This is a genomic window from Sediminicoccus sp. BL-A-41-H5 (assembly GCF_050632405.1).
Taxonomy (GTDB): Bacteria; Pseudomonadota; Alphaproteobacteria; order Acetobacterales; family Acetobacteraceae; genus Roseococcus.
On the sequence record NZ_CP192601.1, the window covers coordinates 3,228,161 to 3,242,770 of the forward strand.

General features: G+C 69.4%; 14 protein-coding genes and 1 riboswitch. Of the genes, 11 read left to right on the top strand and 3 right to left on the bottom strand.

The features are described 5' to 3' along the window. Positions 1 to 9: 9 nt before the first annotated feature. Entirely contained in the window at positions 10 to 258 is a 249-nt protein-coding gene (locus tag ACQ860_RS15830) for a hypothetical protein (protein WP_431304302.1), read from the bottom strand. Positions 259 to 377: 119 nt separating this feature from the next. Here ACQ860_RS15830 and ACQ860_RS15835 point away from each other — a divergent pair, with 119 nt between their 5' ends. The 5 genes from ACQ860_RS15835 (at position 378) to ACQ860_RS15855 (ending at position 6,589) form a co-directional block, all read left to right on the top strand. Further along, entirely contained in the window at positions 378 to 1,451 is a 1,074-nt protein-coding gene (locus ACQ860_RS15835) for an AbrB family transcriptional regulator (protein ID WP_431304303.1), read from the top strand. A 22-nt stretch (positions 1,452 to 1,473) separates the two neighbouring features. After that, positions 1,474 to 2,685 (top strand): CaiB/BaiF CoA transferase family protein, encoded by a 1,212-nt coding sequence (locus ACQ860_RS15840; RefSeq protein ID WP_431304304.1) that lies wholly within the window; start codon positions 1,474 to 1,476, stop codon positions 2,683 to 2,685. Between the two features lie 5 nt (positions 2,686 to 2,690). Further along, a complete protein-coding gene (locus tag ACQ860_RS15845) occupies positions 2,691 to 3,485 on the top strand; it encodes an enoyl-CoA hydratase (protein ID WP_431305767.1) in 795 nt (264 codons plus the stop codon). Between the two features lie 136 nt (positions 3,486 to 3,621). Beyond that, positions 3,622 to 4,260 (top strand): exopolysaccharide biosynthesis protein, encoded by a 639-nt coding sequence (locus ACQ860_RS15850; RefSeq protein ID WP_431304305.1) that lies wholly within the window; start codon positions 3,622 to 3,624, stop codon positions 4,258 to 4,260. Between the two features lie 8 nt (positions 4,261 to 4,268). Beyond that, positions 4,269 to 4,477: riboswitch (cobalamin riboswitch) on the top strand. 123 nt (positions 4,478 to 4,600) lie between these two features. Continuing rightward, positions 4,601 to 6,589 carry a TonB-dependent receptor plug domain-containing protein gene (locus ACQ860_RS15855; RefSeq protein ID WP_431304306.1) on the top strand — a complete coding sequence of 663 codons (1,989 nt, stop codon included), beginning with the start codon at positions 4,601 to 4,603 and terminating at the stop codon, positions 6,587 to 6,589. Positions 6,590 to 6,808: 219 nt separating this feature from the next. On the opposite strand, the gene ACQ860_RS15860 is transcribed toward ACQ860_RS15855, so the two are convergent. Further along, the gene (locus ACQ860_RS15860) at positions 6,809 to 9,010 is read right to left on the bottom strand and encodes a primosomal protein N' (protein WP_431304307.1); all 2,202 of its coding nucleotides are present in this window, start codon (positions 9,008 to 9,010) and stop codon (positions 6,809 to 6,811) included. Between the two features lie 91 nt (positions 9,011 to 9,101). On the opposite strand from ACQ860_RS15860, the gene fsa reads away from it, so the two are divergent. The 5 genes from fsa to ACQ860_RS15885 all read left to right on the top strand — a co-directional run bounded on the left by fsa (position 9,102) and on the right by ACQ860_RS15885 (position 12,389). Next, the gene (fsa, locus tag ACQ860_RS15865; RefSeq protein WP_431304308.1) at positions 9,102 to 9,755 is read left to right on the top strand and encodes a fructose-6-phosphate aldolase; all 654 of its coding nucleotides are present in this window, start codon (positions 9,102 to 9,104) and stop codon (positions 9,753 to 9,755) included. A gap of 172 nt (positions 9,756 to 9,927) precedes the next feature. Next, positions 9,928 to 10,437: a hypothetical protein gene (locus ACQ860_RS15870; protein WP_431304309.1), complete on the top strand. Its 510-nt coding sequence runs from the start codon at positions 9,928 to 9,930 to the stop codon at positions 10,435 to 10,437. Then, the gene (locus tag ACQ860_RS15875; protein ID WP_431304310.1) at positions 10,434 to 11,357 is read left to right on the top strand and encodes a tyrosine recombinase XerC; all 924 of its coding nucleotides are present in this window, start codon (positions 10,434 to 10,436) and stop codon (positions 11,355 to 11,357) included. Before ACQ860_RS15870 ends, ACQ860_RS15875 begins: the two co-directional genes overlap by 4 nt. Before the next feature lie 52 nt (positions 11,358 to 11,409). After that, a complete protein-coding gene (locus tag ACQ860_RS15880) occupies positions 11,410 to 11,877 on the top strand; it encodes a nuclear transport factor 2 family protein (protein WP_431304311.1) in 468 nt (155 codons plus the stop codon). Positions 11,878 to 11,939: 62 nt separating this feature from the next. Beyond that, on the top strand, positions 11,940 to 12,389 hold the full coding sequence (locus tag ACQ860_RS15885; RefSeq protein ID WP_431304312.1) for a hypothetical protein: 450 nt from the start codon (positions 11,940 to 11,942) through the stop codon (positions 12,387 to 12,389). A 16-nt stretch (positions 12,390 to 12,405) separates the two neighbouring features. Here the strand turns inward: ACQ860_RS15885 and ACQ860_RS15890 are convergent, their stop codons facing one another. Continuing rightward, positions 12,406 to 13,644, bottom strand: coding sequence for a Zn-dependent hydrolase (locus ACQ860_RS15890; protein WP_431305768.1), 1,239 nt, complete (start codon positions 13,642 to 13,644; stop codon positions 12,406 to 12,408). A gap of 82 nt (positions 13,645 to 13,726) precedes the next feature. On the opposite strand from ACQ860_RS15890, the gene ACQ860_RS15895 reads away from it, so the two are divergent. Beyond that, a complete protein-coding gene (locus ACQ860_RS15895; RefSeq protein WP_431304313.1) occupies positions 13,727 to 14,518 on the top strand; it encodes an aldolase in 792 nt (263 codons plus the stop codon). The last annotated feature ends 92 nt before the right edge of the window (positions 14,519 to 14,610 follow it).

Genomic DNA, 14,610 nt, shown 5'->3' on the forward strand with positions numbered 1-14,610 from the left:
CCCCCGCGCTCAGGTCAGGCCGCGCTGGGCGTTGCGATAGGCCTCAATCTGCGAGGCGCTGGGCACGCTGCGCGCCGGCTTGCCGCTGGCATCCAGGAACTCCGTCACGACGATCCCGAGCGCCGGGTCCAGCCGCATGCGCGGATTGGGGCCGATCGGCGGTGGTGGGGGCGGCGCCGCGGCTGGGGCCGCGGGAGCGGTGGCGGTGGCGGTGGCAGCGGGCAGGCCGCTGGGGAGGTAGGTGCCGATGGGCTTCATGGGCGGAGGCTCAGAAGGTGGAAAGGATCGTTCCAGAAATCACGCCGTCGGTTAACCAAGGATGAAGCTGCCCCCCTAGATTTGACGCGCGTGCACTGAGCGCCGATTCTGCGTGGCGCGTGACCCTTCCTCCCTCCCTGCCGGCGCATCTCTTGACCTTGGCCGCCGCCGTGGCCGGCGGCTTCGTCTTTTCGCTGCTGCACGTGCCGCTGGCCTGGATGATCGGCGCCATGTTCGGCACGGCAGCGGTGGCCTGGTTCCGGCCTTTCGACGTCGCCCCGGCCGTGCATCCCGCCGCGCGGCCGGCGGCGCTGATCGTGATCGGCCTCGCCTTCGGGCAGACCTTTTCCGGCCCCGTCCTGGCCGCGCTGCTCGGCGCGGTGCCGGCGATCCTGATCGCGGGCGCGCTCTCCATCCTGGCAGGCATCGCCACCATGCCGGTCTTTACGCGCATGGCCGGGACGGATGCGCGCACCGCCTATTTCGCTACGATCCCGGGCGGCGTCATCGTCATGGCGGTGCTGGCCGACCGCGAGGGCGCGCCGCTGGCGCCTGTCACACTCGCGCAGACGCTGCGCGTGCTGGTGGTGGTGCTGGTGATGCCGCCGACGCTCTCCGCCATCGCACCGCATGGCGACTACAGCGCCTTCGTGGCGCCTCGCCTCGCCTTCGACGCCTGGGGCTTCTTGGCGATGCTGGTCGTAGGCTCGTTCGGAGCGTTGCTGCTGCGGCGCACGGGCATCGCCAATCCCTGGATGATCGGGCCCTGCTTCCTCGCCATCACCGCCGCCGCCTTCGGGCATCTGCCCTCCGCCGTGCCGTCCCTGCTGATCGACGCGGCGCAGGTCGGCATGGGGGCGGGGCTGGGGCAGAAGCTGACCAAGGAATTCCTGTTGAGTTCGCGCCGGCTGATGCGGGCCGCGCTGGTCTCCTCGCTGCTGCTCTGCCTGTTCTGCACGGTCTTCGGCGCGGCGCTGGCCTGGATCATGGGGCTGCCTCCCTCGGCCGTGATGCTCGGCATGGCGCCGGGGGGCATGCCGGAGATGGGGGTCACGGCCAAGGCGCTGGGGGTGGCCGTGCCGCTGGTGCTCGCCTTCCACCTGACGCGCACGCTCATGTGCAATTTCCTGCTGGGGCCGATCTATCGCGGGCTTGTCGGTCTTGGCCTGTTCAGGCCACACGGCAGCGCGTAGTTTGCCCGCGGGAGATACATCCATGCCAGACGACAGCGCCGCCGCCGCGAAAGCCGCGACCACCCTGCCCCTGAACGGGCTGCGCGTGCTCGACCTCACCCTCGCCCGCGCGGGGCCCACCTGCGTGCGGCATCTGGCCGATTGGGGGGCGGACATCATCCGCATCGAGCCGCCGGGCAACAATGACGGCTTCGGCGGCGCGCGGGACGGCTTCGATTCCGTGAACCTGCACCGCAACAAGCGCTGCCTCGCCATTGATCTCAAGAGTCCGGAGGGGCATGCGGCCTTCCTGCGCCTCGCCGCGACTGCCGATGTGCTGGTCGAGAACATGCGCATGCAGGTGAAGCACCGGCTCAAGATCGACTACGAGACGCTGTCCAGGATCAACCCGCGCCTCGTCTATGCGAGCATCTCGGGCTTCGGCCAGACCGGGCCCTACTCCACGCGCGGCGGCGTGGACCAGATCGCGCAGGGTTTGGGTGGCCTCATGTCCATCACCGGCGAGCCGGGGCGCGGGCCGATGCGCGTGGGCATCCCCATTGACGACCTCACGGCGGGCAATCTGCTGGCGATGGGCGTGATGATGGCGCTCTACGAACGCGAGAAGACGGGGAAGGGCCGCTGGGTCCATACCTCGCTCCTGGAGGCGCAGGTCTTCATGCTCGACTTCCAGGCCACGCGCTGGCTGCAGAAGGGCGAGATCGCGGACCAGGCGGGCAATGACCATCCGGTGAACACGCCGATGGGCGTGTTTCCGTCGGCCGACAAGCCGATCAACATCGCCGCCTCCTCGCCCAAGCTCTGGGCCGTCTTCTGCAAGGCGGCGGGGCGCGAGGATTGGCTCGCCAAGCCCGAATGGCAGACGGCCGAGGGCCGCACCGCCGACCGCGCCGCGTTGAACGCGGCCGTCAGCGAGGTGACGCGCCAGAAGCCCAGCGCCTACTGGATCGAGCTGCTGGAGGAGGTCGGCATCCCCTGCGGGCCGATCAACAATATCCGCGAGGTCTTCGAGGACCCGCAGGTGCAGCATCTGGGCATGGTGTGGGACGTGCCGCATGCGAAGCTCGGCAAGGCCGGCGTGGTGCGCACGCCGATCAACATCGAGGGCCACAGCCCCGGCATTCGCCGCGGTGTGCCCGCGCTTGGCGAGCATGCCGACGAGATCCTGGCGGAAGCCGGTTTGACCACCGAGGAAATCGCCGCATTGCGGGCGAAGAAGGTTTTGGGAGAGTGAGTGAGATGCAGTTCGCCGATGGAAAGATCCTGGCCCGCATTGATGCCGGCGTGGGGACGATCGTCTTCAACCAGCCCGAGAAGCGCAATGCGATGAGCATCGCGATGTGGGACGGCATGGCCGAGGCGCTCGACATCTTCGAGGCCGATGCCGCCGTGCGCTGCGTCGTCCTTGAAGGCGCGGGCGGCAAGGCCTTCGTCTCGGGCGCGGACATCAGCCAGTTCGAGAAAAACCGCTCGGACGCCGATGCGCAGCGCCAGTACAACGCCAAGACCAGCCATGGCCGGCAGCGGCTCGCGAATTTCGGCAAGCCCGTCATTGCCAAGATCCAGGGCTTCTGCATGGGCGGCGGGCTTGGCATCGCCATGTCCTGCGACATGCGGATCGCGGGCACGGGCAGCGAGTTCGGCATCCCGGCGGCGAAGCTCGGAATCGCCTATGGCTTCGACATGGTGAGCAACCTGGTGGCGCTCGTCGGCCCCGCGCATGCGCATTTCATCCTGATGACCGGCGGCCGGCTGGATGCGGCCGAGGCCGAGCGCATGGGGCTCATCAACAAACTTCACCCGGCGGAATCGCTCGATGCCGAGGTGGCGAAGATCACCTCCACCATCGCGGTGAACGCGCCGCTCTCGCTCAAGGCCAACAAGCGCACGGTGCGCGCCGTGCTGGCCGATGCGGCGGATCGCGACATGGCGGCCATCGCGGCGGATCAGGATGCCTGCTTCGACAGTGCCGATTATCGCGAAGGCCGCCGCGCCTTCATGGAGAAGCGCAAGCCGGTCTTCACCGGCGCCTGATCACCCAGAAAAACGGCGGCCTTGTCCACGGGGATGAGGCCGCCCACGAAATTTTCACTGGTCACCGCGCAATATCTCGTTAAGTTCCCGTTCATCTGCGGGGCCCCGCGGAGGGGAAACTCACAAGGACAGGCTTTTGGACGGCACGGCGCAACCCGCACCCGATCAGCATCATGAGCATCTCGCGCCGATTTCGCGGATCGTCACCGAGGTTGCGGCCCAGTTTCCCGGGGCGCGGATCACGCTGGGCGAGATGGCGGAAGCCTTCGGAGACCGCGCCTTCGGCCTGCTGATCCTGCTGCTTTGCCTGCCCTCGCTGCTGCCCGGCATGGCCTCCGTCTTCGGCATTCCCATGCTGATCCTGGGCGTGCAGATGGGCATGGGCCGCCGCGTGCCGAAGCTGCCGCGCTTCATCGCGCGCCAATCCATCAAGCGCGAGGATCTGCTGCGCCTTTCCGGCGCTTCCGGCTCCTCCTGGATCAAGCGCGTCGAGCAATATGTGAAGCCGCGCCCCGGCTTCTTCACCAGCCCGTTCGGCGACAAGATCGTGGGCTGGCTCACCGTCTATTCGGCCGTCATGCTCATCCTGCCTGGTCCTGGCACCAATGGTCCGCCGGCCTTCGGCACCATCATCATGGCGCTCGGCGTGGTCGAGGCGGATAACCGCGTCATCGGCATCGGCGCGCTGGTCACGCTGCTGGGCTGCCTCTTCGCCACCTTCGTGATCGGCGCGCTGGTCTGGGTCGGCATCCAGGCCCTTGGCTGGATCGTCTGACCCGGTCTAGACTCAAAGTATGTGAAGGTGACCCGATGAGGGTTGAAACGGGAACGCGCGACGCGCCGGGCCATGGCCCGGTCAATCCGCGGCTGCCCCCGCAACTGTAGGCGGAGAGCCTCGGTCCATACGCCATTGCTTCCCTGCCGGGGGGTGAGAAGGCGGACCAGGGCATTGACCCGCGAGCCAGGAGACCGGCCTTCGCAGAGTTGTTCTCGCGCGTGCCGGGCGGGGTGCACCGGTGCCACGGACCTGTTCCGTTTGCGGGCTCGGCGCCAGCCGTCGGGCGGGGCGATTTTCCCGTCCGGCATGTCGTCATGCGCAACACGGGAGGTTTCCCATGCGCCGTATCCTGCTCACCACCGCCGCCATGCTGGCGTCGGCAACGCCTGTCTTTGCCCAGAATTCCGCGCCTGCCACGCCCCGCTCCTCGCCGGAGCAGGATCTGATCGCGGTGCCGGACACCATCGTCACCGCCACCGGCGTGCCCACGCCGCTGGCACGCGTGCCGGCCTCCATCACCGTCATTGACCGCAAGACGATCGAGGAGAACGGCTTCGCCAATCTGGCCGAGGCGCTGGCCACCGTGCCGGGCCTGCGCGTCGCGCAGTCGGGCGGGCCAGGGCAACAGGCCAGCGTCTTCATCCGCGGCAATTCCAGCCGCTCCACCCTCGTCCTCATGGACGGCGTGCCGGTGAACGACCCGTCGGACGCGAATGGCGCCTTCAACTTCGGCAATGAGACGCTGTTCGACATCGAGCGCATCGAGGTGCTGCGTGGCCCGGCTTCCTCGCTCTATGGCAGTGCCGCGGTGGGCGGCGTGATCAACCTCGTCACCCGCCGCGCGCCGCCGGACCGGCAGGTGATGCCCTATGGCGAGGTCGGTTACGGCACCGCCAGCACGCTGCGCCTCGGCGGCGGCATCGCCGGCACCATCGGCCAGTTCGACTACCTGGCGAGCCTGAACAACATCTCCACGAGGGCGTCCAACGCCACCGCCTCGCGCTTTTGGCGCACGCTGGGCGAGTTCGACGGCTTCAACACCACCAATGCCACGGCGCGGCTCGGTTACACCTTCACGCCCGGCACGCGCGTCGAGGGCCAGTTGCGCTGGCGGGAGGCCACGATCGGCCTGGACAGCGTGCCGCGCGACGACCCGAACTACACCGGCAATGACCGGCGCTGGGTGGGCCAGATCCGTGGCGAGTCGAACCTGTTTGACGGGCGGCTGACCACCGGCCTGCGCCTCGCCGTCACGCAGGACCGCCGCACCTATTCCAACCTGCCCGACATCCTCAGCAGCGCCACGGTGCAGGATTATTATCGCGGCACGCGGCAGAGCGTGGACTGGGGCAATGTGGTGCGCCTGCCGGGCTTCGGCCCGGCGACGGATGGCGCCGTCACCTTCGGCGTGAACTACGCGCATGAGGATGTGACGAGCTTCGCCGGCAACGCGCCCTTCCGCGCCGTCACCAACGCCCAGCAGGACACGACGGCCGGGCATGTGGCCATGCAGTACCGCTTCTGGAACGCGCTCGATGTCACGGGCGGCGTGCGCTACGACAACGTCTCCGACTACACCGGCTATACGAGCTGGCGCGTCGGCGCGGTGCTGGCAGTGCCGGAGACCAATGTGCGCATCCGTGCCTCGGGCGGCACGGCCTTCAACGCGCCTTCGCTGAACCAGCGCTTCGGCGTGATCGGCAACACCTTCCGCGGCAATCCGAACCTGCAGCCCGAGACCAGCATCGGCTACGAATTCGGCGCCGAGACGGATTTCGCGGCCTTCAACCAGGCGCGCTTCTCCACGGTGGGCTTCACCTTCTTCCAGCAGCGCGTGACGAACCTGATCAACTTCAACGCGGGCTTCAACACGCTGGTGAACGTCGCGAGCGCCAACATCAAGGGCGTGGAGCTGAACTGGGCGCTGCGCCCGGCCCCCTGGTTCACCACCGACGTCTCCTGGACCATCACCGATGCGACGGATGGACAGACCGGCCAGCCGCTGCCGCGCCGACCGGAGAGCATCGTCACCGTCTCGGCGCGGGTGGAGCCGACGCCCGGCTTCGTCATCACGCCGCAGGTGCTGTTCACCGGGCGCTCGCCCGAGGGGCCCTTTGCCACCTATCTGAACTCGGGCGCGAGCGTGAATGCGATGCGCTACAACAAGTCCGGCACGCTGTTCAATCTGACGGCGACCTATCCGGTGCTGCCGCAGGTGAATGTCTATCTGGAGGGCCGCAACCTGACGGACAGCAAGTGGGAGCCGGTGAACGGCTTCCAGACGCCGGGGCGCAGCGTGATCATCGGATCGCGGTTTGTGTTCTAAGCCGTCAGACGCGTCGCGCCGGAGGCGCGCTTTCGGCACGTCGCGCCGGAGGCGCGCCCTCGGCACGACGCGGCGGCTCCGCCGCCTTGGCTTCGGGATGCTGAAGCATCCTGCCGTGCCTATGCGGCGCGGATACGTCGTTGTTTCGCCCTGAGACGCCAGGCGGCGGTTTGGCTGCTCCCATACACCGCGGCCCGCTTCCGGCCTCAGGGTTCCTGATTATAGGAACCCCACCGGGTCCACATCTACCTGGACCCGGACCTCGCGCGGGAGCTGAACCCGCGCGAGCCAATCCACCAGCACCGGCTGCACCTTCACGCCACGCGCGGCCTTGAGCAGCAGGCGATGGCGATACCGCCCGCGCAGCAACGCGAGCGGCGCCGGCGCCGGGCCCAGCACCTGCAATCCTTCGCCGACCGGGGCTGCGAGTCCCAGCTCGCGCGCGCCGCGCTCGGCCGCGCGCGCATCCTCCGAGCTGATGATCAGCGCCGCCAGCCTGCCGTAGGGCGGCCAATGGCCCGGCTCGCGTTGCGCCGCCTCCGCCTTCAGGAAGCCCGGGAAGTCATCCCGGATCAGCGCCTGCATCACCGGATGCTCGGGGGAAAAGCTTTGCAGCATGACGCGGCCGGGCTTGTCCTCGCGCCCCGCGCGGCCGGCCACCTGGTGCAGCAGCTGCATGGTGCGCTCGCCCGCGCGCAGATCGCCACCGCCCAGGCCCAGATCGGCATCCACCACGCCCACCAGCGTCAGATGCGGGAAGTGCCAGCCCTTGGCGACGATCTGCGTGCCGATGATGAGGTCCACCTCCCGATCCTCGATCTGCTGCGCGGCGGCGGCGGCGGCGGCTGGGCCGGGGATGGTGTCGCTTGCCATCACCAGGCGGCGCGCTTCGGGAAACAGCTCGGCCACCTCCTCCTGGATGCGCTCCACGCCGGGGCCGATGGGCACGAGCGAGTGCTCGGCGCCGCATTCGGGGCAGGCCGGCGGCGTGGGCGCGGTGTGCCCGCAATGGTGGCAGAGCAGGCGGCGCTGGGCGCGATGTTCCACGAGCCAGGCGGTGCAGTTCGGACATTGCATGCGGTGCCCGCAGGCGCGGCAGAGGGTGAGCGGGGCATAGCCGCGCCGGTTGAGGAACAGCATCGCCTGCTCGCCGCGCGCCAGCGTCTCGGTCACGGCGGCGATCAGCGGCGGCGCCAGGAAGCGCCCGCGCTCGGGCGGCTTCTGGCGGAGGTCCACCGCCGTGATCTCGGGCATCGCCGCGCCGCCATGGCGCACCGGCAGGCCGAGGCGACGGTAGCGCCCGGCCTCGACATTCGCGACGCTCTCGAGGCTCGGCGTGGCGCTGACCAGCACGCAGGTGGCGCGTTCGAGGCGTGCGCGCACCACGGCCATGTCGCGCGCGTGGTAGATCACGCCCTCCTCCTGCTTGAAGGCGGTTTCGTGCTCCTCATCCACCACGATCAGGCCGAGATCAGGGAAGGGCAGGAACAGCGCCGAGCGCGCGCCGACCAGCACGGGCGCATCGCCCTCCGCCACCGCGCGCCAGGTGACGCGGCGCGTGCGGGAGGAGAGCTCGGAATGCCAGAGCGCCGGCGGCGCGCCGAAGCGCCCCTCGAACCGCGCGAGCCATTGGGTGGAGAGCGCGATCTCCGGCAGCAGGACCAGCGCCTGGCGGCCCTGGCGGAGCGTTTCGGCGATGGCGTCGAGATAGACCTCCGTCTTGCCGGAGCCGGTGACGCCTTCCAGCAAGGTCACGCCGAAGCTGCGCGCGGCCACGGCTTCCCGCAGGGCCGAGGCCGCTTCCTCCTGCTCGGGGCGCAGCAGGGGGGGGGCGAAATCGGGGCGCGGGCGTGGGAAGGCGGCGGCGCGGGGCATCAGCGCGGGTTCGATCAGCCCGACCGAAGCCAGGCCACGCACCACGCCGAGCGAAACGCCGGCGAGCCGCGCGATCTCTGTGCCCGGCAGAATTTCGTCACCCAGAGCGGCCAGCGCCTTCGCGCGGTCCGGCGTGATGCGCGCCGCGGCCCCCGCCACACGCTGCCAGCCGGAGGCCTGGGTCGGCGCCTCCAGCGCGGCGGGGGCGCTCATCGCCATGCGCAACACGGCGCCGGGGGGCGAGAGGGTATAGGCGGCGATCCAGTCCACCAGTTGCCGCAGCGTGGGCCGCATGGGCGGCGCGGGCTTGACCGCGATCACCTCGCGCAGCCGGCCCTCGGCCACATGATCGGCGCCGGGCGCCTCGTCCCAGATCACGCCCAGCACGACGCGGCCGCCCAGCGGTACCTCGACGAAGTGGCCCGGCCCCGCCACCAGCGCGGGCGGGAGGCGATAGTCATAGGCGCTCTCCAGCGGCAGGGGCAGCAGGACGCTGACGCGCTGGCCCGCGCCGGCTCCAATGGCCTTTCGGGATGGTGTCGCCATGGGCTATTCCCTCCGCCACGGGGCGGCCGATGGTCAACCCCCACTCTCGTTTCCACGGCCCTCGAGTCGCCGCCAGCAGGATACCCCAAGCATGAAGTTCTTTGTGGACACCGCCGATGTCGCCGAAATCCGCACCCTCGTGGGCACGGGCTTCCTGGACGGCGTCACCACCAATCCGAGCCTGATCGCCAAGTCCGGCCGCAAGATGAGCGAGGTGATCGCCGAGATCTGCGCGCTGACCGATGGCCCCGTCTCGGCCGAGGTCACGGCGACGGATCACGAGACCATGCTGAGGGAAGGGCGCTACCTGCGCTCCATCGCGGGCAATGTCTGCGTGAAGGTGCCACTGACGGAAGCGGGCCTGCGGACCTGCAAGGTGCTCTCCGAGGAGGGCACGCCGGTCAACGTCACGCTCTGCTTCTCGGCCAACCAGGCGCTGCTGGCGGCCAAGGCGGGCGCCACCTTCATCTCGCCCTTCGTCGGCCGGCTGGACGATATCGGCCAGGACGGCATGGGGCTGATCGCGGACGTGGTGCAGATCTACCGCAACTACGGCTTCAAGACCGAGGTGCTGGTCGCCTCCATCCGCCACCCGGTGCATGTGCTGCAATCGGCCAAATTGGGCGCTCACGTCGGCACCATGCCGCCGGCGGTGATCCGTGGCCTGATGAAGCACCCGCTGACCGATCGCGGCCTGGAGGCGTTTTTGGCTGATTGGGCGAAGACGGGGCAATCTATTCTGTGACCCTCAGACGCCGGGCGCGGCCTCCGGCCGCTTGGCTTCGCAAAGCTGAAGCTTTGCGGCTCGGCTATTCGCCTCGCATTCTCGGAGGGCGGCGCATGGGCAGTTGGGGTGGCTTCGACGGCTGGAGTTGTGGGGCGGTCTTGCCGTGAACGCGTCGCCTGATCCCTCTGCCGTGGAGGCTTTCCTCCTCGCTCATCCGGATTTCCTCGCCGAGCGGCCGCAGCTCTATGCCATCCTGACGCCGCCGCGACGGGTGCATGGCGAGGCGGTGGCGGACCATATGGCGGCGATGATCCAGGCCGGGCGGCAGGAATGGCGGGGCTTGCTGGAAGCGGGCCGCACCCGTGGCGCCTTCGCGGCCAAGGTGGCGGAGGCGGTGCTGGCGCTGATCGCGAACCCCGACGCGGAGGATTGCCTGCGCCATGAATGGCCGGCGCGTCTTGGCCTCGAGTCCTGCCGCCTCGTCCCCGTCATGGCCGGCCCGCCCCTGGTGCTGCGGGACGTGACGGTGGCCAGCGCCGCGCTGCATGGCGAGGCCGCCCCGCTCATCCGGCGCGAGGCACTGCTGCGCCTGGGCGAGGCCACGCTGGCGCTGGGCGCACGCGACGTGGCCGACCTGCCGAATGAGCCGGAATCGCTGGCCTTCCTGGCCCGGGCTCTGGCCACTGCGCTGGGCCGATGACCGGGGATTCCGCCCGTATCGAATTCCTCACCTGGCTCGCCACCGAGCGCCGCGCCAGCCCGCATACACTGGAAGCCTACGGCCGGGATGTCGCCGAGTTCCTGGGTTTCCTCACCCAGCATCAGGGTGCCGAGCCCGATCTCGCCGCCCTCGGCTCCCTCACCCCGGCCGATCTGCGCGCCTTCCTCGCCGCCCGCGCCAAGGATGGGGCGGGCAATGCCACGCGCGCGCGCCAACTCGCCGCGATCCGCAGCTTCCTGCGCTTTCTCGCGCGGCGTCACGGCATCGCGCCGCTCGCCATCGCCGCCATGCGCGGGCCGAAGCGTGTGCAGCCCGTGCCCCGCGCGCTGAACCGCGCCGATGCGCGCGCCGCCGGCACCGAGATCGGCGATGTGCACCACGGCGAACGCCCGGAGTTTCAGGCGGCGCGGGATGTGGCGCTCTTCACGCTGCTCTATGGCTGCGGGCTGCGCATCAGCGAGGCGCTCGGCCTCAACATTGCCGATGCGCCGTTGCCGGGCAGCGATGCTGCGCTGCGCATCCTGGGCAAGGGCGGCAAGACGCGCCTCGTCCCCGTGCTGCCGGTGGTGCGCCAGGCCATGGCCGGCTGGATGGCGCATCGCGGCGGCGCATCGCCGGACGAGCCGCTGTTTCTCGGCGCGCGCGGCAAGCGGCTGGACCCGGCCGTGGCGCAGCGGACGCTGCGCGAATACCGCCGCCTCGCCGGCTTGCCCGAGCACGCGACGCCCCACGCGCTGCGCCATTCCTTCGCGACGCACCTGCTGGCCGGCGGCGCCGATCTGCGTTCCATCCAGGAACTGCTGGGCCATGCCAGCCTCTCCACCACGCAGCGCTATGTTGCCGTGGATGCGGAGGGGCTGCTCGCTACCTGGCGCTTGGCGCATCCACGCAGCGATTGACCACGGCCCCGGGCCGCGCTCAAACTTTGCGCCGCACAACGGAGGCCCCCTCATGCATCGCCGCGCGCTTCTCGCCCTCGTCCTCGCCTTGCCCGCCTCCGTCGCGATGGCGCATCCGCATCACGACCTGACCGCCGAGCGCGCGGGCCATATCGAGCAGCAGGTGATGGCCTTCCGCGTCGGCCTGCAGGCCGCGGCGCGCGAGCGGGATGTGGTGAAGCTGCGCGCCATGTTCGCCCCCTCCTTCACCCACACCCACACCACCGGGAAGGTGGATGGCCGCGATGCGCGCCTCGTCTCCATCCTGGCGGGTGAGCCGGTGATCGAGCTCGCGAATGTCGAGGAACTCTCTATCCGCGTGCTGAACGGCGATGCCGCCGTCATCACCGGCCGCAGCCCGATCCGCAGCATCAGCGAGAACCGCGTGATCCAGGTGCGCTGGGTGCAGATGATGGCCCGCGTGGATGGCGAATGGGTGCTGGCCGCCAGCCAGGCGACCCGCATGCCAGAGGGCGTGTGAGCGCCGCCGCCCATCCCCAGGGACTGAAGGCGCGTCTCCGGCACGAGCTGGAGGAGTACGGGATGATCTTCCTGTACCTCTACATCTCCTTCGCCGTGGTCATCTTCTACCGGAGCGCTGTGCTCCAGGCCGAGGGCATCGCCTTCGGCGCCTATGGCTTCGCCTTCATCAAGGCGCTGGTGCTGGCCAAGTTCATGATGCTGGGGCACGCGGCGCGGCTGGGCGAGCGGCTGCGCGGGCGCCGCCTCTTCGTGAACGTGTTCTACCGCGCCGCGCTCTTCATGCTGCTGCTGATGGCCTTCAGCATGATCGAGGAGGCGGTGGTCGCGCTGCTGCACGGACATCCCACGGCGGAGGCGATCCGCGCCATGGCCGACGGATCGCTGCGCGAGAAATTCGCCTATGCGCTGCTGCTCTGGGTGATCCTGCTGCCCTATTTCGGCCTGCGGGTGCTGGGCGAGGTGCTGGGCAAGGGCGAGCTGAAGCGCATTTTCCTCAGCCGCGCCGCCTGACTGCGGCGCAGGCGCCTCAGCGGTTGGCGCGCGCCACCACCGCCTCGAACAGCACCTGGCAGCCCGCCTCCGCCTCCTCCGGCAGGATGCTCTCCGCCTCGTTGTGGCTGAGGCCGTCCTTGCAGGGGGTGAAGATCATCGCCGTCGGCATGCGGCGCGCGACATAGACCGCGTCATGCCCGGCGCCCGAGATGATCTCCCGCGCCGGGTAGCCCAGGCGCGCGGCGGCCTGGCGCACGAGGTCCACGCAGCCGGGGTCGAAGGGCTGGGCCTCGATCACGAAGAGCTCCTTCAGCTCCAGCGCGCAGCCATTCTCGGCCACCAGCGCCTTGGCTTCGGCGGGGAAGGCTTGCGCGATGCCCTGGATCTCGGCGCTGTCCGGATGGCGGAACTCAATGCTGAAGCGCACCTCGCCCGGGACGACGTTGCAGCTGTTGGGGAAGACCTGAAGGCGGCCCACCGTGCCGCGGCCATCCTCGCCGCGCGCGCGCATCATCTCATCCACGCGGGCGATCACGCGGGCGGCGGCCACCAGCGCGTCCTTGCGGGTGGAGGGCGGCGTGGTGCCCGCATGCGCGTCCTGGCCGGTGATCACCGCATCGTACCAGACCTGCGCCTGCGCGCCGGTGACGATGCCGATGAGCTTCCCCTCGCGCTCCAGGAAGGGGCCCTGCTCGATATGCAGCTCGAAATAGGAATCGGCCGGGAAGGGCTGGGCCGGATGCGCGCCCTTGTAGCCGATGGAATCCAGCGCCTCGCTGACCGTGACACCGTCCAGATCCTTCAGCGCGTAGGTCTTGGCCTGGTCATAGACGCCGGCCCAGACGCCGCTGCCCATCAGCGAATGGCCGAAGCGGCTGCCTTCCTCATCCGTCCAGTTCACCAACTCGATCGGCGCCTCGGTGGTGATGTTGAGATCGTTGAGCGAGCGCATGACCTCGAGACCCGCGATCACGCCCAGCGCACCGTCGAACTTGCCGCCGGTGGGCTGGCTGTCGAGGTGGCTGCCCATCAGCACGGGCAGGCGCTTGGGGTCGCGCCCCTCGCGGCGGGCGAACATGTTGCCCATGGCGTCCACGCGCATCGTCAGGCCCAGCTCCTCGCACCATTGCGTGAAGCGCTGGCGGCCGGCCTTGTCCACCTCGGTGAGGGTGAGGCGCTTCACGCCGCCCTTGGGCGTCGCGCCGATTTCGGCCATGGCCATGAGGGTGTCCCACAGGCGGGGACCGTTGATTTTTTGATTCGTGCTCATGATCCGCAGGATAGACGCGCCGGCCCGGACTGCCCATGGGTGGTGGGCCTTGCCCGCCGTGTCCTCTCCTGCAACGAATGCGCGCATGGCACACGCTCTCGACACCGCCCCCGCCTCCCCCGCGCTGCTGCGCAACTCCGACCTCGACCGGCCCGAGGTGCGCCAGGCGCGCGTGGACCTCGCCGCCTGCTTCCGCATGGCGGCCAAGCTCGGCTTGCAGGAGGGGATCTGCAACCACTTCTCCTTCGTCGTCCCCGGGCGCGACGACCTGATGCTGGTGAACCCGTATGGCCACGCCTTCGCGGAGGTCACGGCCTCCAACCTTGTCATCTGCGATTTCGAGGGGCGGGTCGTGGCCGGCCATGGCGTGCCGGAGGCGACGGCCTTCTACATCCATGCGCGGCTGCACCTGAAGCATCCGCGCGCCAAGGCGGCCTTCCACACCCATATGCCCAATGCCACGGCGCTGGCCATGCTGGAGGGGCCGCCGCTGGTCTGGGCGGGTCAGACGGCGCTGAAATTCTACGGCCGCACCCTGGTGGACGAGGATTACAACGGCCTCGCCCTTGATGAGCGCGAGGGCGACCGCATCGCCGCCGCACTCGGTGATGCCGATATCGTCTTCATGAAGAATCACGGCGTGATGGTGGTGGGCCCGACCATCGCCGAGGCCTGGGACGATCTCTACTACCTGGAGCGCGCGGCCGAGGTGCAGCGCCTGGCCATGACCACGGGGCGCGCGCTCAAGCCGGTGCCCCAGGCGGTGGCCGAGGCGACCTACGCGCAGATGCGCGAGGGCGACCGCGAGAGCGCGCGGCTGCACCTGGAGAGCATCAAGCGGCAGCTGATGAAAGAGCAGCCGGATTTCGCGGATTAGAGCATGATGCGTTGAGGCGGAATCGCCGAAACGCGGAATCATCCTCTCAGCAAAGGCTGGACCGCGCGGCGTGAACGCATGTGAACGCAGCG

What these genes read in the sequence shown, in the direction of transcription:
- ACQ860_RS15895 (WP_431304313.1), top strand. Translation starts at nt 13,727, where the DNA reads ATGGCACACGCTCTCGACACCGCCCCCGCCTCCCCCGCGCTGCTGCGC.
- ACQ860_RS15885 (WP_431304312.1), top strand. Translation starts at nt 11,940, where the DNA reads ATGATCTTCCTGTACCTCTACATCTCCTTCGCCGTGGTCATCTTCTAC.
- ACQ860_RS15880 (WP_431304311.1), top strand. Translation starts at nt 11,410, where the DNA reads ATGCATCGCCGCGCGCTTCTCGCCCTCGTCCTCGCCTTGCCCGCCTCC.
- ACQ860_RS15875 (WP_431304310.1), top strand. Translation starts at nt 10,434, where the DNA reads ATGACCGGGGATTCCGCCCGTATCGAATTCCTCACCTGGCTCGCCACC.
- ACQ860_RS15855 (WP_431304306.1), top strand. Translation starts at nt 4,601, where the DNA reads ATGCGCCGTATCCTGCTCACCACCGCCGCCATGCTGGCGTCGGCAACG.
- ACQ860_RS15840 (WP_431304304.1), top strand. Translation starts at nt 1,474, where the DNA reads ATGCCAGACGACAGCGCCGCCGCCGCGAAAGCCGCGACCACCCTGCCC.
- ACQ860_RS15845 (WP_431305767.1), top strand. Translation starts at nt 2,691, where the DNA reads ATGCAGTTCGCCGATGGAAAGATCCTGGCCCGCATTGATGCCGGCGTG.
- ACQ860_RS15830 (WP_431304302.1), bottom strand. Translation starts at nt 258, where the DNA reads ATGAAGCCCATCGGCACCTACCTCCCCAGCGGCCTGCCCGCTGCCACC.
- ACQ860_RS15860 (WP_431304307.1), bottom strand. Translation starts at nt 9,010, where the DNA reads ATGGCGACACCATCCCGAAAGGCCATTGGAGCCGGCGCGGGCCAGCGC.
- fsa (WP_431304308.1), top strand. Translation starts at nt 9,102, where the DNA reads ATGAAGTTCTTTGTGGACACCGCCGATGTCGCCGAAATCCGCACCCTC.